The 18,781-nt window shown below is 56.0% G+C and carries 12 protein-coding genes and 1 pseudogene; 5 read left to right on the plus strand and 8 right to left on the minus strand.

All coding sequences use genetic code 11. The features are described from left to right. Positions 1–23: 23 nt before the first annotated feature. From WNY38_RS15690 to WNY38_RS15715, 6 genes and pseudogenes are all read right to left on the minus strand, one after another. Positions 24–1,316 (minus strand): arylsulfotransferase family protein, encoded by a 1,293-nt coding sequence (locus tag WNY38_RS15690; protein WP_342858298.1) that lies wholly within the window; start codon positions 1,314–1,316, stop codon positions 24–26. After that, positions 1,313–2,809: a sulfotransferase gene (locus WNY38_RS15695; protein WP_342858299.1), complete on the minus strand. Its 1,497-nt coding sequence runs from the start codon at positions 2,807–2,809 to the stop codon at positions 1,313–1,315. The genes WNY38_RS15690 and WNY38_RS15695 overlap by 4 nt, the downstream gene beginning before the upstream one ends. After that, positions 2,806–3,060, minus strand: a complete 255-nt coding sequence (locus tag WNY38_RS15700) for a hypothetical protein (RefSeq protein ID WP_342858300.1) — start codon at positions 3,058–3,060, stop codon at positions 2,806–2,808. Before WNY38_RS15700 ends, WNY38_RS15695 begins: the two co-directional genes overlap by 4 nt. A 535-nt stretch (positions 3,061–3,595) precedes the next feature. Continuing rightward, positions 3,596–4,759, minus strand: a pseudogene (locus tag WNY38_RS15705) (DUF4185 domain-containing protein). Between the two features lie 221 nt (positions 4,760–4,980). Continuing rightward, entirely contained in the window at positions 4,981–6,393 is a 1,413-nt protein-coding gene (locus tag WNY38_RS15710) for a DUF2723 domain-containing protein (protein WP_342858301.1), read from the minus strand. Between the two features lie 175 nt (positions 6,394–6,568). Beyond that, positions 6,569–8,434, minus strand: a complete 1,866-nt coding sequence (locus tag WNY38_RS15715) for an AsmA-like C-terminal region-containing protein (protein ID WP_342858302.1) — start codon at positions 8,432–8,434, stop codon at positions 6,569–6,571. Between the two features lie 515 nt (positions 8,435–8,949). On the opposite strand from WNY38_RS15715, the gene WNY38_RS15720 reads away from it, so the two are divergent. From WNY38_RS15720 to mdoH, 5 genes are all read left to right on the plus strand, one after another. Further along, the gene (locus tag WNY38_RS15720; protein ID WP_342858303.1) at positions 8,950–10,494 is read left to right on the plus strand and encodes a UbiA family prenyltransferase; all 1,545 of its coding nucleotides are present in this window, start codon (positions 8,950–8,952) and stop codon (positions 10,492–10,494) included. Positions 10,495–10,541: 47 nt separating this feature from the next. Further along, a complete protein-coding gene (locus tag WNY38_RS15725) occupies positions 10,542–10,928 on the plus strand; it encodes a GtrA family protein (RefSeq protein ID WP_342858304.1) in 387 nt (128 codons plus the stop codon). Between the two features lie 168 nt (positions 10,929–11,096). After that, positions 11,097–12,650 (plus strand): hypothetical protein, encoded by a 1,554-nt coding sequence (locus tag WNY38_RS15730; protein WP_342858305.1) that lies wholly within the window; start codon positions 11,097–11,099, stop codon positions 12,648–12,650. Positions 12,651–13,192: 542 nt separating this feature from the next. Further along, on the plus strand, positions 13,193–14,707 hold the full coding sequence (locus WNY38_RS15735; protein WP_342858306.1) for a glucan biosynthesis protein G: 1,515 nt from the start codon (positions 13,193–13,195) through the stop codon (positions 14,705–14,707). Next, positions 14,695–16,581 (plus strand): glucans biosynthesis glucosyltransferase MdoH, encoded by a 1,887-nt coding sequence (gene mdoH / locus WNY38_RS15740; protein ID WP_342858307.1) that lies wholly within the window; start codon positions 14,695–14,697, stop codon positions 16,579–16,581. The genes WNY38_RS15735 and mdoH overlap by 13 nt, the downstream gene beginning before the upstream one ends. Positions 16,582–17,143: 562 nt before the next feature. Here mdoH and WNY38_RS15745 read toward each other — a convergent pair. Continuing rightward, a complete protein-coding gene (locus tag WNY38_RS15745; RefSeq protein ID WP_342858308.1) occupies positions 17,144–17,476 on the minus strand; it encodes a zinc ribbon domain-containing protein in 333 nt (110 codons plus the stop codon). A gap of 56 nt (positions 17,477–17,532) precedes the next feature. Continuing rightward, entirely contained in the window at positions 17,533–18,762 is a 1,230-nt protein-coding gene (fmdA, locus tag WNY38_RS15750) for a formamidase (RefSeq protein ID WP_342858309.1), read from the minus strand. Between the last annotated feature and the right edge of the window lie 19 nt (positions 18,763–18,781).

The following is an 18,781-nucleotide window of genomic DNA, read 5'->3' on the forward strand; positions in this document are numbered from 1 at the left end:
ATTGGGGCTTTCAGCGAATGGGACTATTGCACATCCGCGACAACCGAACATGTTGGTAAGCCCGCGTCGAAAAACGTTTCAGATACGTAGCGCGCTTCGGTGATGATCAGGTTATGCGTTTCATCCCAAACCATATCGCGGGACCAGACGACGCGCCCTTGGGGATCGATTTCCAGCACCTTGCCGTGTTCGGCATTGGTCAGCAGCACGTTGCCATTTGGCAGATACTGATGTTTGCCGCGTCGCCACGTATAAAACGGGACGTCATCGCTGCCGGCGAATTCGACCGTCATGGCGCCATCTTGCGGGTCGATCCGCCTGATCCGCGACCGACCCGTGCCGGTCGCGTTGTCGAATATCGTGATTGTGCCGTCGGCATGGAAATCCGGGTCGTGTTGTTTCAGCCAAGGGCCATGCTGCCACCACCGCAGAATGCCGGTTTGCGGATCGACAACAGCAACCAAGTTCAATTCGCGCAGGCTGAACATCAAATCCCCTGCCTCGAACATCGGGAATGCACCGGCCATTTCAGGGCGCAGCATTTCGACGTCATTGGGATGGAACGGATCGTCCAGATAGCTTAGCACGCCGTCGGCCTCCTGGGGTTCGTTGGTGCGCATGTCGAAGATTGCACGTTGTTCGCCATCATTGGCCGCGATGATATCATTTCGCAGATTGAGAGAGACCGTCTTTGCGCCGGTATCCTCGTCAAGTCGCACCAGATCTTCGCCCTCCCACGTCCAAATTCCGCCGTCACCGCTGCGAGTGATCGTATGGTGAAATCCGCCTCGCACGCTCCACATCGTTTCGCCGCACGCATCGACCCGCGCAATCGCATTGCCGGTATCAAAGGTGGTGACAACCGATCCGTCCTCGAACACCTCCATCCCGTGCAGCATCACATTCTGTGGCGGAATGTCAGGGTCGAATTCGTCATATTTGATCGGCCAGCGGTGAACCTCATCGCCATTGGCGCCAAACATCCGTACCACGTGTTCGGATGTCGCCTGATCATCGCTAAGGCCCGCAATCAGGATATAGCCCGGCTGCTGGGTGGCACCGGGGGCAAGGTAATAGCCCCGATCTGGCGACACATCGCCGGTATCGTTGGGCGGGACCAAATGGCGTGTCGGTTCAAGCCCTAGATCGTTTTTCCAGTTGGTCGAAACGTCAAGCCATGTGCGATGGGCCAGGCCGACCTGCGGCGCGGGAAACCAACCCCACCATGCTGATGCTATGCCATAGATCATGGCAATAAAGACGGCGGAAATGACGAAGCCGCCAAACAAAAGGCGCTCCGATGGTGACTTTTTCACTTGGCATATCCTTGTTTCGATAATGTGGCACCCGCAAGAGCACGGTCCCGCATTTGCGCGTGCAAATCGTCCGCACGGCGCAACAATTCAGTCGGAACACCCTGCACATCAGGGACCGGACCGGGTGCGCGCAGGGTCGCAGACATCGCCATCAGATCGCCTGCGTCATCAAGGTGCAGCGCGTCCGCGAGGTGCGGGAGAAACCCTTCAGGATCGGCGCACATTGCGTCATGATCAACGAAGACGACAGCAGGGCCTGCTGTGGCCAGAACATGTTCATATGCTGTGATCCAATAGGTTAGCCAGAATTCCGGCGTGTCCGCCAATGAACGATCAGGTGACGCCATGTCGAACGCGATAGGCCGCAGGGCTTTGCCGAACTCAAGATGCCCGATGCCTTCCATATAGCGTCGCGCAAACGGTTCGCGGGCATGAAGATCGCCGAAGCGTTGATGTTGGCGAAGCAGCGATTGCACCTGCGCACGCGGGTTGCGGATCGGGACGATGATCGACGCATCCGGAAATAGCTGTTCGATCAAACCGAGCCGTGCGATGTTGGCGTTATTCTTGGAAATATAGCGCGTGGCGCCCGGTTTGGTCACCACGATCTTAGCGATATGGGTGCGAAAGAATGCTTCGAATTCAGGATTTCTGTCCTGTGATGCCCAAGGGGTGATCAGGTCTTTGCCGTAGTGGTCCGGCCAAAACGCCATCCACAGCATTTCCTCGAAAGCTTCCGGGCTATCAAAGCCCACGTCTATGCCGTCGCCATGCGCACGTTCTGACTTTTCGCCGGATTTGCGGAATGCACCCGACAGTCCGCCCCACAGAAGCGGCGACAGGGTGAATGGCATGTGCCTGTACGTGGCCGAGGCGAATTGCGGCAAACCTGCCAGAACCTCGAGCATGATTGTCGTGCCCGCACGCGGCAGCGACGTGACAAACACCGGACGCTTTACATGATCCATATCGATGCGGCGCCTGAACACGGCAGTTTCGAAATCCCCAAGGGCGCGCTGACGACGCGGTGACGCGAAGGCGAAATCGTGTAGCGCAATATCGAGGCCGCTGTAGGGAACTTCTTCACGTTGTACTGTGTCATCAGACGTTTGTTCGCTGTTCAGTCGGTCCAAACCAAGCCACAAAACTATGGCAACGCCTGATGATGCGAGGATGAACGGCCAGCCCATTGCAATCGCTATCGCTCGGTCCAGCGCGTAGAGTCCCAATGCAGCACCGCCCCAGACCAACACGGCAGACGCCGCAATTGCCGCGATGCCGATTGAGGCGATCCAAAAGAACTTGCCCAGCAGTTGCAGGGACGCGCGGCGCACCTGCGTCTCTTTTTCTGCGTCGGACACGTCGGTGTTGAGCATCACACCGATCGCGCCCTGCGTGGTCTCGATGACTTCACCCGCGACCTGGGCGGCTTTAAGGATACGCAGAACCGATATAAACGCAATCAGGCCCAGCATCAGGGCCACGACACTCATTTCCGGGTCTCGGTACTTTCGGGCACCTTAACTGATGCCTTACCTGCCCGCATCAAACGCTTGATCGGATACCACACGAAACCGACGACCGCGAGGATCAGCGCTGCGAGAAGTGCGACCATCGTGCCGATCGCCGTCAGGCCCGCGCCGGGGCCGACATAGGCCTGCGCCGTGACGGGTAAAATTGTGATCGCGACGCCAACGGCCAACGTCAAAGCGTGTCTTCGCCTTGGATTTTCTACTGGTCTCATAACCTGCTCCTAAATGTTAGACAGCGAAGGAACCTCTATTACAGAACGGAAACGACTTCAGAGACTCTCTCTTGCCAGACAAAGTTAAGAGTTTTGGCAGGCATGGCCAAGTTGTGCGGCTGGAGGTGGCGAAAGCCTGCCAGCACGCATAGGACAATCGCATGGTTGCAGGTTCAGACATGCGTTGGGTGGTCCGGCCAGTCGATGCGTTTTGATGGGGCGGCGCGACGCCTTCTTTGGGGTTTGCGGGTCGCACGAGAACAATACAATATGCCGCAACATGCTGTAAATAATTCAAATAAACAGATTATCAAAAAGCATTTAACAAGAAAGTTTTGGCCTTACTTCCAATCAGTAAATACCCTTGGAAGGCATTAAATACCGCTGTGAAATGTTGCAAAACGATTGGGCAAAACACTGCCGAGTGTAGACTGGATTTGCGCCCACTGCCCGCTTGGCCAGCGTGACACCCTTGGCCCATGGGGTAGTTGCCTGCGATGGGATATCCGTTTTCGCATAAAGATATCTGATCCAGTCATTGTGTGGATGTTGGCGGTTCGGCTGTCGCGCTTGCCTGTATGGTGTGTGTTTCGGGCCCAAGCTGCGCCTTCATCAGGAACACGTTATAGATCGGCTTCCACCGCGACATCGTAAAGTAAAGTTCACCATCGGCGTCGGTGCCGGGCACGATATAGGGCGCATAAAGCCCCGGGTAATCGCGGCTGTCTGCCACGACCTGCATATCGCCCCATGGGCCGGTCAGCGCCAGTGCTGTGCGCAGAACAACGGCCCGCTGGGTGGGGTCATAATACATCATCAAAAAGCGCTGATGCGCCCCGCTTCAGGCGACCGACAGCTCGCCTATGGCCGCGGGCACCACGTTGGCGGCGTCGCGAATGTTCGAGACCCAGTTGCCCCCATCCCAATATTCGTAGGCGGCGGGATAAAACATCGCCTCGGTCGCGACACGCCCCAGCTTTGCGGCACCGAACCGACCCTGCGGAATGCCAAAGACGTAGATAACGCCGCCACGTTCGACATAGGCGACCTGTTCAAATCCGGTTCCTGCGGGCCACACGGCCGTATTTGATCTAGTCCACGTCTGGCCATGATCATCCGACGACGCAAGGCCCGAGTGGCGGACGAACCAACGGTCATCGTCGCCCCACATCCGCACGGACATATAGTGCATGACCATCCTGTTCGCGACAGAGATGGCGTTGGTCGGGATCACCGTCCATTCAAAGCCCGGCACGCGGGCCGCACGCACCAGTTCGCTTGCGGTGCCGCCATCTGCTTCGATCATCGACGCGAAGGAAAAGCCGTTTCGCGGGTCCGGGTCAGCAATCCGCGCGATAACATTGCTGCGCCAATCCCCGCCGTCCAGACCGTAGGTGTCACCAAACATCATAAACAGAGCGTCGTTATGCATGAACATGTGGCCCAGATCGATCCCATGGACGTTCCATTTGTCTGCTGTCGCATTAATTGAGTTCGCACCGGTCAATTGGGTCACGACCTGTGCCGTACCGACCAACAAGTTGGTTTGGGATGCCATGGCGTTTTCACCCATAGAAGACACCCGCACCAGCGGATCGGTTGACACGCCACCATCGCTGCGTGACACCGCAGGCGATTGATAATCGCATGTAGCCAGTGACGTCAGAAGTGTCAGAAAAATCACAAAATTCTTGAACATTGGCAGCCAGCCCTCCCACGTCGGAGTTGGAACGTTTGCTCCAGTCCATGGGTTGCAAGGCAAAGCTCGAGATCGGAATAAGCCGTATTTGACCTATATTTATCCAAAAATAAAGCAATTTATCGCCTATTTTAGGCATCTTTTGAATTTGAGATGGCCTCTGCATCTGACGAACAACCCAGTTCCTTTCATTCTGTTGATCGGGGAAATTGATCTGCTGGTTAATCGGGCGCGAGCGGGAAGGCCCTCTCTTCACACAAAAATCCGTAGGCGGGCCAACGGGTTCCGGTCTGCTGTTCAACCGGACGGGTGCGGCAAAAAAGGTTCGGATGACGATATTCGATCCATTGTAAAAACTGCCCGCCGTCGGTTGGAACGACCAGGCCACCCACTGGATCACGCTTCGCAATCTCGTCTGCGGTACGCCACGTCACACGATAACTGGCCGGTTGTGGTACCTCGTTGAGCAGTTCGTGGTACAGCGTCGCCATGCGCATATCGTAGGTCATCGACACGACCGGATTATCAACGGGTGACTGCGGAACGATGACCTCAAGTGTTTCTACCAGACCGTCGAAAACCGGTTCGCGCGCGGACAGATATCCCGCCATTTCGCCCGCACGCAACACGCCAAACGCCAATAAGATCATCCCGACCGACAGGCGCGCCTTTGGCCAGCGCGCAAGGAACCAGCCGACGGCGCCAATCGACCCGATCAGCAGCGGCCCGAGCACCGGCAGGTGAAAGGCGCGGATGTCATAGGCACCGTACCACAGAATGAACGGCATAAAGGCCAACCCGATACCAAGGATCAGCGCAGGTCCGGTCCACCCAGCGTCGCGACGCCACCACCCGGATGCGAAGGCAAGAATACCCGCAATGATAATCGGCGCAGACAGCCGTGGATGTGCAAAGCTGAGGGTGTTGAGCAATACTTCGGTGGTCTGGGTGGATGCAAGACCGGACCCGTAGAGATCACTAAAATAAGTACCTGCAATGTAGCTTAACAGGTCCGACGTCGTGGGCGGCAATGGCAGGTATTCGGAGTATGCGGTGGTCGGCATATGCGTGACCCACGCCAGATAAAGGTACTGACTGGCCCCTGCCATGATCAACAACAGCACAGTTACGATGGTCTTAGGCCGCAACAAAATGCGAAAATGCGCTGCCGTGACCCATAGGAAAACCGGCACCATCATGATCATCATCAGGTGGTTGCCGAACGACAGCGCATAAACGCCACAGGCCGTGATGAAATAGCCCTGCTGCTTTGTCTCGATAAACCGCAACAGCAGAAACCCCGTCGACAGGATGAAGGCGAGCGCAAGCGGATATACCTCAGCCTCGGTAGATTGCACTGCCATCAGACCGGCGCTGCCCAACAACATCGCGGCGGCCAAACCAAAGACCACGCTCCGTGTCAGCCGACCGACGATCAGAAACGTCATTGTATTCGCGACCGCACCAGGAACCGACGCCATTAGAAAGGTCATGACCCACCAAGGCTCCCACGGAAGGGAAAGGGTGCGCACGGCTGACCCCAGCATCAGGATCAGCGGATAACCCGGCCCATGCACAAGAATTGAGGTGTGACCAAGGGTCTGGAATTTGGCTGAATCGCCAGCATTCAGCATTCCGCCAAGGCCCGGAAAAATGCAATACCCGTAATAGATTATCCAGAAGCACAACACACAAGCCGCAATCAATGGGCTGTGCCACGGCGCTCGCGTCCGACTGGCCACGTTCATCTGTGTCGGGTTCGTCCCGGCCCCGCGACGGCCCCGCATAAACATGTCTGCCGGGTCTCGATCAATCTTCTGCATATGCATCGACTTGCGCGGTCACGGTCGGCACACCTGCGGCAACGACAGGCGCGAACACAGTGCCTCCCACGCCAAACGGCAGGTCAACAAGGGTGTCGCCGGCCACAACCTCCATGCCCGGCAGCGACAACAGCACAGCATGCCCCCCGACATTCATCCGGCCTTCTACCAATTCTACATCACCCAACATATTGATCCCGAACCCCTCACCCGCGATGTGGACCCCAGATACGTTGGCAGCTCCGGATGCAAAATCGATCCGCGCGTCCAACTGATCAAACTGCGTCCGCCCGGCCGCCGGGATCAACGGCCCGTCCTCTTCGGTCATGAATTCGCGCCCTCTGAACAGCGTTTCCAACGTGGCGACCAGATCGGTACCGGCGAGGCTCCCATCCGTAAGCCGCGTGGTCGCCGATCCCTCCAAGCTGTCCACCAATTGGCCAAGCGTGTGACCGTTGGCGTTCAAATCGAACGCACCGTTCATCGTCCCCTCGGGAAATTGGGCGGTGCCAATCAGTGGCGGTGGCCCAATCGCTGCGAAAATCTGCGTGAGCTTGTCGACGGAAACATCATCTACGCGTCCGGACGCCGCCATGACGACCCCTTCACTATCGGCATAATCAAGCACGAGCTCAGCCGCCACATCGCCAAGCCCTTCTGTGGTTCCGGCCAGATCGAGCGTCGCGGTGCCATCACCGACGACCAGCGACATCGCTGCGGCATCAAGCACCGAATTCCCAAACGCCATATCTTCGCCGAACATTTCGACATCGAGGTCAAGACCGTTAAGCCACGTCATATCTACAGGTGTATCGACCCAGTGACCCGCACCCATTTCAGTGGCACTTACGATCGCAACGCTCATTAAATCCGGCACCCCCAGTAACCGAGAAATGGCCTGTCGGTCATCGGCTTCGGCGCGCAAATGACCGTTCATTTCCATGCCACCAAGCGAGAATGTCGCATCTGAAATGTCGACGGAGTGCAGGGTGATAGAAAATGTCCCCTCGGCTGCCATTGAACCAAATCTATATCTGGATTGGCCGATAACGCCAGAAAGTTGCTGCAAAATATCTGTTGTCTCATAAGACATGCCGCCATCAGACGTGGCGACATCGTCTTGTTCACCATCGTATCGCGGCCCGATACGAAGGTTCACGCTTCCCCGCGTTCCGGCGTCCGAAACCAATGCGGCCAAGTCATCGAGCAGCAGGTCAACCTTCAGGTGTCGCCCACCAACGATCAAGCCGCCTTGAATGGCATCCGCATCCGAAGACACATCGCTAGCCAGACGCAGATCAAGGCCCGATATTTCATCAACACCTGTCGCGCCATCAAAACGCACGGTGCCGTTGATCAGCGTCACAGCACTTGGCGGACGTCGTTGTCCGGCCGGTGTCGCGCTTTGGGCTTGCGGGTTTACATTTTCAACAAAATCGCCGGCCTGTCCGCGTAGATCAATGCCAGGATGCAACAGGACAAGGTTTGCGATTTCGATCCGCCCAAACAGCAGGGGCACGATCCTAAGTGGTGCGACAATACTGTCAGCCGTCATAATCGGCCTCGCGGTTTCATCCGCGACCGACACAAACGCCGGATCAGACACAATAACGCGAAACCCTGGTGCAACGGCGATCTTGGTATTGTCGCCCAATCTGTATTCACCCCCGGTCCAGCGCCCGATCTGCTCATTAAGCTGCGTCTGGACAAGCTTGCCCGGAATCAGCGCAGGACCGACAAAATACCCGCCTGTGCCGATGGCGGCAGCGAAGGCCAGAACAGCACCTATAATCCCGACAATCCGGCGACGCGGCCAGACCATGAAACGCTTTAACTGCATGCGTGGTTGCACTGTTATTTCCTTACCTTTCATTAATCACGGCAACAGAACCCCTGCCATCGTGATGGGCTCAAGCAAAGCATCATGGTTCGATCCGGGTCGATGATCCCATATCAGTTTTGCCAGACGCGTCGTGTTGGCGCGGGATACTGTCGCCCGCTCAACCAATGCGAACCTGATTTGAAGCCGACATCCTAGGAAGAGTAACTCAGGCGACGAAAACTTGCTGTTTTTCGCCGGTGCACCGCGCAATTTGGCACATTTCCGCCAGACTGGACGCTCTTCAACAAACAGGCTCGTATCGGGATGATTGTACCGCCAATCTAATTTCTGCACCTGCGCAGGGGGTTTGTTCGCGGCGGAAACCAATGTGATCGCCAAGTTGGCACGTTACATGAACCGCAAAGCAGAATTTCAGGCTCCCATAGTCTTCGGTGCCCCAATTTTGGGTCAAGACAGACCCTTCGCTGCATCCGCACCAATGCCGGGCCAGTAAAGAATAACTGTAACCAAGGACGGGACAAGTTATGATTTCTAAAGCAAAAAATAGCCCCCAACAGGGCACGTCTGCTGCCATCATAGATGCGAATCGTCGCCCTGACAGGCGGCGCGACAACGCGACCGAATACGCCTCGGTGAACGATCTGAACATGGATGTGTCCGTACCGCTTGTTGTCGATCTTGATGGCACGCTCTTGCGGTCTGATCTGCTGATAGAAGCCGCGTTCCGACGCCTCGGGTCAGACCCTGCCGCTGTCTTTGGCATGATGCGCGCGCTAAAAACCGGCAAGGCCGCACTCAAACACTTCCTTTGCGACGATGCTGATTGCGGGGCTGAAACTTTGCCATATGACGACGCTGTTCTTGCCATTCTCTATAAGGCGCGTGATAGCGGGCGTCCGATCTACCTTGCCTCAGCGTCGCACGAACGGTTTGTCAACGCGATCGCCGTACATCTGGGCATTTTTGACGGCGTCTTCGCCACGACGCCGTCCCTCAATCTGTCAGGAGCGGCAAAGGCCCAATGCCTTGTCGATAATTTTGGCTTGGGCAAATTCGACTATATTGGCAATGACGGGGCAGACCTGCCGGTTTGGAAGGTCGCACGACAACCGATCGCAATACGCACGTCGCGATCAGTGACAGCCAAACTGCGCGACATGGCCCCCAACGCTCAGATTTTGGACCACGAACGCCCCTCACTGACAAGTTGGAAAAAACAGCTGCGGGTCCATCAATACGCCAAAAACGCATTGGTGTTCCTGCCCATGCTCGCTGCCCATATGTTCGACGTCGTCAGCCTTCTCACCGCGACACTTGCGGCGCTGTCGTTCTGTTTTGCGGCCTCTGCCTGCTACATCCTGAACGATCTTGTCGATCTTGCCGACGACCGGGGCCACCGCAGCAAAAAGGATCGCCCCCTTGCCAAGGGCGACATACCTCTGATCCATGCGGTCATTGCGGTACCCATATTACTCGCACTGGCAGCACTTGTGTCACTGTCAATCTCACCCGCATTTGCCGGAGTTTTGGCAGGTTATTTTCTACTGACTACATTCTACACCTTTCACCTCAAGCGAATTCTTCTTGTCGATGTTCTGGCCCTGGCCGGCCTATATACTATTCGTATGTTCGGCGGGGCCGTCGCGCTCGGTATCGGTCTGTCCACATGGCTTATGGTTTTCTCCCTGTCGATATTCGTCTCATTGGCATTGATGAAGCGCTTTGTAGAGATTGCGGCGCGCATCGATTCTCAACTGCCGTCGCCAGCCAATCGGGATTATGAAAACGCGGATCTTACCATGCTGGCGGCGCTGTCTGCTGCGGCCGGTTTCAATGCGGTCACCGTGCTGGCGCTTTATGTGTCGGGCTTCTCCGTCAGCGTACTTTATACACGCCCCGAACTTCTTCTTCTGGCCTGTCCGATCCTAACCTATTGGATCGGACGCGCTCTCATCCTCGCGCAGCGCCGCCAGATGCAGGACGATCCGGTCGTCTTCGCGATCAAGGACCCGATGAGCAGACTTAGCGGTCTGGCGATTCTGGCCGTCTTCGTGGCCGCGTCATGGTAGCCGCGCCGCGATCTTTGATGCGGTCGGTTTCGGACGGCCACCCCTTCTTGCGCTACGCGATCTCGGCGGTTGTGTCGGTGGCCGCCAATCTGGCGGGACAGCAATTGACCGTGATCGGCGTACTGGCGGCCCCACTGATAGCCTCGATCATCGTGGGCACCATTGTCGGCTTCATCGTCAAATACGTGATCGACAAGACCTGGACGTTCCGTGAACCCTACTCCACCCACACCGCAGAGGCGCATCGCATCACCCTGTCGGGCTTTTTCAGTGTGCTGACGACGCTTGTCTTCTGGGCGTTCGAATTGGGCTTTTTTGCAATCTGGCAGACAGATTTCGCCAAATATACCGGAGCAATTCTGGGACTAAGCCTTGGTTACATCATCAAATTCTGGCTCGACCAGCGCCTTATATTCCGGGAAGCCACGGTATGAGGGGCCTAAGCGGTTGGGGCCGATATCCCCGCCAGATCGGCGCTTTCCACAAAATCAGGCGTAACATCGGCGCACTGACCGAGCCTGTTTTCAAACGCCTGAAACTTTAGAGGTCCGCGCATGTCACACGCCCAGCACCTACGCTCACCCATCGTCATCGCAGTCGTCTTGACCACACTGATCTGTTGCGCGTTGCTAATCCTGCCCGGTGCGACCGCGACGTCCAGATATTTCAACGACCTTCTGATATTCTTGGATGGCGCCTACCGGGTCGTCGAAGGCCAAGTGCCGAACCGCGATTTTCACACCGCTTTGGGGCCAATGTCGTTCTACATCCCGGCTTTTGGCTATTGGATCACTGGTAATCTTGGCTTAGCCATGCCGGTCGGGCTGTCCGCCCTTACGATAATAACAGCACCGATCATGATCCACATCCTGCGCACGCGGGTCAGGCCACTGATCGCCGTCCCGTGGGCCATATTCCTACTGTTGCTGATGACCACACCGATGAACACCGGCGAGATCGTGATGAATATCTCGTTCGCGATGTTCTATAACCGGGTCGGCTGGGCGTTGGTTGGTCTGCTGTTGATCATGCACCTGCGGCCCGAACGACCCGTGCGCTATCAGTTCACGCTTGATACCGGGGCGGCGACCGCGCTGACGCTGATGCTTGTCTACACAAAGGCGACGTATGGCGTGGTTGCCTTGGGCTTTCTGGTTTTGATGCTGCTGCAGCCCGTCCAACGACGCTGGGCGGCTGCGACCCTCGTTATTGTCGGCGTGTCAGGTGCAGTGATTGAGGTGTTCTGGGGCGGCACGCGGATGCACATCGAGGATTTGTTGGTAGCGTCGAGCGTCAGCGCGGTGCTGCCCCTGCGAGATTATGTGGTGTCCTTACTTGAGACGTCTGGCGAATACATCATGTTCGGCTGCTTGGCGGCGCTGGCCCTTTGGCAAAGGGGCCGCTTCACGGATTTTCTGTTCTACGGGTTCTGTGCCTGCGCGGGATATGCGCTGCTGATCCAAAATTTTCAGGTTCGGGGGGTCATCACACTGCTTGCCGGTGGCGTCGTCGCTGCCGAACATCTATCGCGTCAATGGCGACACGACCTGTCCTACGGTGTCGATATGGCGACGCGGGGTGCTGCGCTTGTGATCATTGTGCTGATGATACCCATCGGTATGGCATCGACCGCCGCGTTAGGGCTGCATGCCACCATGGTGGCGACAGGCGCTGGCGTTTCGCTGGATACGCCAAATGGTCAGGACATACGTGTCATCAATACCCTCGATCCAGGGCAATTCAAATTCTACACCAACTACGCGGAATCTCTTGAAAGAGGGGTGGCGCTGCTTGCGTCGCTGAACCCGCCACCGTCAAAAGTTCTGGTCATGGATTTCGTTAGCCCGCTGACATCGCTTGCGGGCCTAGAACCACCACAAGGGGGAACTGCATGGATGCATGACGGGCGCAACTTTGACGCCGATTTCCACTTTTCACCCGACGAACTTCTGGACGGTGTGGATGTGATCATGATCCCAGGACGTCCGATTGCCGATTCGACGACCAAGTTGATGGAGGATATTTATGGCCCCTACATGGACCAACACTTCAAAGCGGTCCGCGATTCCGGATTGTGGCGTGTCTATCGGCGACAGGAAGAGCTGCCTTTCATATCCTACGAAGACCTGTGGAATATCTCTTGTGATCTGCCCTGACCAGATGTGTAAGACGCCCGTAAGTGATGGTAATCATATGCAGCGGCATGGACACTTTTGCCCGTGCGGCACCCGGCGCTTAATCGTTAGGCAAGAAATAACGCTGACTGGCAAAAACCCGCTCTCTGGGCGCGAGGCGAATTTTGCGGCCTTGGACCGCATAAATGCTTGGTGTGACACGAAACCTGCAGCAGGTTCGCAAGCCTGCGCCGGCACGCCGCGACGCGTTCATTTACTTGGCATTACGCGTTTTGGCGGTATCGATCTGCGCATTCTCGTGTGTCTCTTTCTCGGTCAGCGTGAAATGACCGTAGGCAAAATACGGCCAACGAATAATCGCTCAAACGCCAAAATTCGTCAGCAATTCCTTGCCGTTTTGCGGGGCATGGTTTTGTTTCAGCGGCCTGCGTCCACTATGTGTTTGATAGCGCGCTCAACCTTTAGCCCATCACCTCCAATACCTCATTTGCGTCGGTCTTTTGATGTACGTGATTAACGCTGCAAAAACCCGAGTCTCCAAACACGAAGAAAGTTGACCATTTATGATGATTTCGAGACGCGCCCTTTTGGCTGGCATGGCGGCAACGTCGGTCACCCCGGTCTGGGCCGCAGAAACCCTGATCACGGCAGAGGCACCGTTCAGCACCGATTTGTTGCTGGAACAGGCCCGGACGTTGGCGCAGCAGAAATATGAACCAAAGCCGTTGATCCCTGCGCCTTGGCGCGAATTGTCGTTTGAGGATTTCAACAAAATTCAATTTGATCCGCAGCATGGCATCTGGACCGACGAAGATCGTCCGCTTCGGATGGATCTGTTTACTGCGGGTCTTTACACAACGCGCCCCGCCACCATCAATATCGTAGAGGACGGCATCGCCAAAACGCTTGGCTATGATCTGTCCCTGTTCGAAATCCGGGGCGACCTTCCTGAACTGCCGGTCAACGACACCATGGGCTATTCCGGGTTCCGGTTGCGAACCACGATAAACACTCCTGATCACTTTGATGAATTCATTGTTTTCCAAGGTGCCAGCTATTTTAGGGCGATCGCGAGGGGTGAAGGGTACGGGCTTTCGGCGCGCGGTCTTGCCCTTCGCACGGGCAGTCCTGATGGTGAGGAATTCCCCGACTTTACGGATTTTTGGGTTGAGGCGGCAGGGATTGGCGATACCACGTTTACGGTTCACGCATTGCTTAATTCGCCCTCAACCACAGGGGCCTTTTCGTTCAAGATAACGGCAGGCGATCCGACCCGCGTTGACGTGTCGGCTACGCTATTTCCGCGGGTCGATCTGACCCATGTTGGACTTGGCGCGATGACGTCGATGTTCCTTTTTGACGAAACCAATCGCCATCGTTTCGATGATTTCCGCACCAGCGTGCACGACAGTGACGGGTTGTTGATCTGGAATGGCGGCGGCGAACGGATTTGGCGCCCTCTTGCCAACCCAAAAGTGGTGGAAATCAGCGACTTTACCGATCAAAACCCGCGCGGATTTGGTCTAATGCAACGCACCCGCGATCCTGAAAAATTCGGTGACTTGCAAGCGGTTTACGAAAACCGCCCGTCGCTTTGGATTACCCCTCACGGGGACTGGGGGCCGGGCGCCGTTGAACTCGTCGAAATCCCGTCCGACAAGGAAATCTATGACAACACGGTCGCGTACTGGCGTCCAGCAGAGCCGATGTTGGCAGGCTCCGAATACAGCTTTGGCTACGCGATGGATTGGGGACACGAAGCCACGGGGCTTCCTGATCTGCCACATGTGTCGAACACGCGGATTGGCAAGGCGTTCAATCAGATCAACACGTTGGTGGCGATTGATTTTGCCGCCCACGCCCTGTTTGGCGAGGACATCTCGGCAATTCAACCAGTGGTCACAGCGAACGCTGGCACAATTTCGGAAGGAATAGTGCAGCGCAATCCAAGCACGGGTGGTGTGCGGCTTGCGTTTCATTTGTCCCCCCAAGACGCGACCCGCATCGAACTGCGTGCGCAGCTTGTAAAGGATGACATGCCGATTAGTGAGGTTTGGCTGTATCGATGGATTGCATAGCTACATTGCAAAATGCGGGCCAAATGCCCGCCTCACACCCTTTACCGCGACCGATCCAGAGTCTGGACCGGCTATTTGTTGATCGGTCGGCACCGGCGACACAACCGCACCCGCATACGCATTTCTGGCGGCTGGCCGTCTTTGTACCTGCCGTGATCGCCACATTGGGGCTGCTGGCCGCATTTACCAATTGGTTCGCGATCAATGGGTTTGTACTGTTCGAATGTGTCGTGGTCGGTCTGATTGCCTTTACATTTTTCTGGATATCACTGTCTGTCAGCACCGCCGTGGCGGGTTTCACAACACTATTGCGCCCACGCCCCAGTTATTCCGCGACAGGACCCGCCCAATCCTTGGACGTGGCTCTCTTGGTTCCGATCTACAACGAGGTCACATCCGATGTCTTCGGCAATGCAGCCGCAATGTTGGCAGCCCTGCAAAATGAGAAATCAGCGCACGCCTTCTCATTGTTTGTGCTGTCGGACACACGCGACGAAGCAACCGCAAAGCAGGAGCTTCTCGCATTCCAAATCCTCAGGTCATCCTTTCCCGGCAAGGTTTATTATCGGCGCAGACCCGACAACATTGACTGTAAGGTGGGCAATCTGACTGAGTGGATCGAACACTATGGCGGTGCCTATCCCGCGATGCTGGTCCTGGACGCCGACAGTTTGATGAGCGGGTCTGCGATTGTCGCGTTGGCAGATGCATTGGCGCGAGATCCAGGCGCAGGGCTAATCCAATCGTTCCCGATGCTCATCGGCGCGCAAACAGCGTTTGGACGCATGCAGCAATTTGCAACGCGCATCTATGGTGCCGCCTTGGCTGAAGGCCTTGCAAAATGGACGGGCCGCGAAGGCAACTTTTGGGGTCACAACGCCATTATTCGAACTGCAGCATTTGCCGCCTGTGCGGGCTTGCCCCGGCTGAATTCCCGGCGCGGTGCAGCAAACCTCATCCTGTCGCACGACTTCGTCGAGGCCGGGTTGCTGCGGCGTGCCGGTTGGTCCGTGCGGTTCCTGCCAAACATTCACGGCAGCTATGAAGAAACGCCCGCGACTTTGATCGACTTTGTTTTACGTGACAGACGCTGGTGCCAAGGTAACTTGCAACATTTACGCCTGATCGGGACACGTGGCCTTCATGCGGTGTCACGGTTCCACCTGATCTGCGGCGTGATGAGCTATTTGATGTCACCTGCGTGGCTGTTGCTATTAATTGTCTGGGCTTTATTTAGCGACGGCACCGACACGAATGCGATCGGCTATTTCAGCGGTCTTGACCCGCAGGTTCGCTGGCCAGAGGTCAGCAGCGGGCACGGGCTCGCGATCCTGGTGTTCATATATGCCATGCTTCTGGCGCCGAAACTCATGGGGGCCGCGATGGCGCACCGGACCGGCATTCCAATGCGCGATGTCGGCGGAACCTGTCAGTTTATCACGTCTGTGGTGACAGAAATTCTGATGTCTGTCGCCTACGCGCCGATCCTCATGGTGCAGCAATCGATCTCTGTGGCGCGCAAGGCGTTAGGGTATAAAGAAACCTGGTCCCCCCAGCAGCGGCATGGCGGCCAATACTCTCTGGCTGTGATGACAAAGTTTCACCTGTTTGAGACAACTATCGGCATATTACTTGTTGCAGGAATTGCCCAAGGTATTGTGACACCATGGCTTTCGCCAATTGGAGCAAGTCTGTTTCTTGCCATACCGCTTTCAGCGCTCAGCGGTGTAAACCTGAACTCAAGACACTGGTCCGCGAAGCTGCTGGGAACGCCAGAGCAACTAAACCCGCCTGACATCATGCGTTATGCCGTAGCAGAGCGACAGCGATTCACGTCGCTACCATCGGCATCCCAGACAATCGCCGCTGAATGATCGCGCAAGCCATTCCACCGCCTGCAGAGCATGTCATTACACCTTCTGCCTAGGGTCCCAGATCTTCTGCTCTTCTTCCTGAAGTTCCTCTCTCCACGTCTCCTCATCATACTCAGATTCGAGAGCGTCCTGTCCCTCTTGCAGCTTTGCCAGTTCTGCTTGGAGTTCGGGATCGGGATCGAGCGGCCCTGGGCACACCCGACTGTATGGAAGAAAGCTATCATAGTCGACGTCCAGACAGGCCTCCGCCCATTTCCAGGTCTTGGTCGCTTCCTCGGCCAGACTCTGTAGCTTAGGGTCGCACATAAAGGCCTTATAGAAGACCGCACTCGATCACGCGTCAATCAAGGTAAAGAGTTCTTGCACTACGGGCGGCAACCATAGACGAACCACGGACCCGGAAGACACTGAACCAAAAATCCTTGACTTAGCCACAGACAAACGACCGCTTTGCGAACGCCTTTGATGCCAAATCGGGCTAATTATCTTTTTCTTTTGTTGCTATTAAGTTTTCAAACTCTGGATGATCTTCAGCTCATGCTAAGACACCCAAATGTTATAATTAGTGAGAAATCATCCAGGGTCGCTTCGTTGGAAAGCTCTTTGAGCCATCCGGGCGGTGCAACGTCTTGCTGTTTTTCTTGGTGCCGCCGCTACAGCAACCGCAACCTGGCCCATGTGTACTGGTGCGCTTTGGGTTGTCGGCGCTGCGCTCATTGGTGGTATGACCGATGCGGACACTTTGGCTAACGAACGACACGTTCGGTGCCGTCAGCATGACCCTTGGAGCCTGCGTCCCACAAGTCGGACAATCTGTAGGTTCAGCGTAGCGCACCATCCGTTCGATCGCTTCGAAGGGGCCGCAATCTTTGCATTTGTATTCATAAACAGGCATGGGAAAATCCTTAAACCAAAAGGAGTGCCAGCCCCAGATCGAGGCCAGCTCTGATATCATAGATCGGGCGCGAGCGGCACATCGACAGTGCCATCAAGCCACTTGGTCGGCCCATTTGCATTGGGCATCATATCCCATTCGAATATCTCGTTCGGGATCCAAAGCGTGGCGCAGGCGTTCGGAATATCCACCACGCCCGAGATATGCCCTTGAACCGGTGCAGTGCCCAAAATCGTGTAGGCTTGTGCGCCTGAGTAGCCAAACTTCTTGAGGTACTCGATCGCGTTCAGGCAGGCCTGACGATAGGCAACATGCACATCCAGATAGTGCTGCCCGCCCCCCTCATCGACAGAAATGCCTTCAAAAATAAGGTAATCGTTGTAATTCGGATTCATCGGCGAAGGTTTGAAAATCGGGTTCTTGATCCCATATTTACTCATGCCATCTTTGATCAGCTTTACGCGGATATGCAGCCAACCTGCCATTTCGATGGCACCACAAAAGGTGATTTCGCCGTCGCCCTGACTGAAATGCAGATCGCCCATCGAAAGCCCGCCGCCGTCAACATAGACTGGGAAATAGCATGTCGCACCACGGCTGAGATCCTTGATATCGCAATTGCCGCCATGTTCACGCGGCGGCACAGTGCGGGCGGCCTCGGTGGCGGCAGCGTCGCGTGCTTCTCCCTTCATGGCGCCCATATGCGCACTTTGGGTGTTGGGCAGTGCAGCCAGCGGCGGCGTCCGGTCCGGTTCGGTGTTGAACAGCGCAGTTTCACGGGTGTTCCACATGTCCAGCATCTTACGGTCGGGCAGACAGCCGATTAGGCCGGGATGGATTTGGCCCGCGTATTTCACGCCGGGCACGTGGCGTGACTTGGTAAACATGCCGTCGAAGTCCCAGATGGATTTCTGCGCCTCTGGGAAGTGTTCTGTCAGGAAACCACCGCCGTTTTGTTTAGAAAAGAAGCCGTTAAAGCCCCACTGCATTTCTTCCTTTGCGCCGATGTCGAGGATTTCGACAACCATCAAATCACCCGGTTCGGCCCCTTTTACGCCGATAGGACCAGACAGGTAGTGCACCTGCTCCAATTCAACATCGCGTACATCGCTGGCGTCGTCGTCATTCTTGATTTGCCCACCGGTCCAGTCATACGTCTCAATCTTGAAATCATCGCCCGGTTCGACCCAGATGTTGATCGGGATGTCGGGGTGCCAGCGATTGTGAATGTTTTCGTTGGTATGCGGGTTTTCGGTAAGGTCTACAGAAATCAGTGTATCGGCCATGATGCGATCCTTTCTTGCT

It is taken from the genome of Pacificibacter sp. AS14 (assembly GCF_038899935.1).
Classification (GTDB): domain Bacteria; phylum Pseudomonadota; class Alphaproteobacteria; order Rhodobacterales; family Rhodobacteraceae; genus Celeribacter.

Excerpts from the sequence above, each read along its gene's own strand:
- fmdA (WP_342858309.1), bottom strand. The coding sequence starts at position 18,762 with ATGGCCGATACACTGATTTCTGTAGACCTTACCGAAAACCCGCATACC.
- WNY38_RS15720 (WP_342858303.1), top strand. The coding sequence starts at position 8,950 with ATGATTTCTAAAGCAAAAAATAGCCCCCAACAGGGCACGTCTGCTGCC.
- WNY38_RS15695 (WP_342858299.1), bottom strand. The coding sequence starts at position 2,809 with ATGAGTGTCGTGGCCCTGATGCTGGGCCTGATTGCGTTTATATCGGTT.
- WNY38_RS15735 (WP_342858306.1), top strand. The coding sequence starts at position 13,193 with ATGATGATTTCGAGACGCGCCCTTTTGGCTGGCATGGCGGCAACGTCG.
- WNY38_RS15745 (WP_342858308.1), bottom strand. The coding sequence starts at position 17,476 with ATGCCTGTTTATGAATACAAATGCAAAGATTGCGGCCCCTTCGAAGCG.
- WNY38_RS15700 (WP_342858300.1), bottom strand. The coding sequence starts at position 3,060 with ATGAGACCAGTAGAAAATCCAAGGCGAAGACACGCTTTGACGTTGGCC.
- mdoH (WP_342858307.1), top strand. The coding sequence starts at position 14,695 with ATGGATTGCATAGCTACATTGCAAAATGCGGGCCAAATGCCCGCCTCA.
- WNY38_RS15710 (WP_342858301.1), bottom strand. The coding sequence starts at position 6,393 with ATGCTGAATGCTGGCGATTCAGCCAAATTCCAGACCCTTGGTCACACC.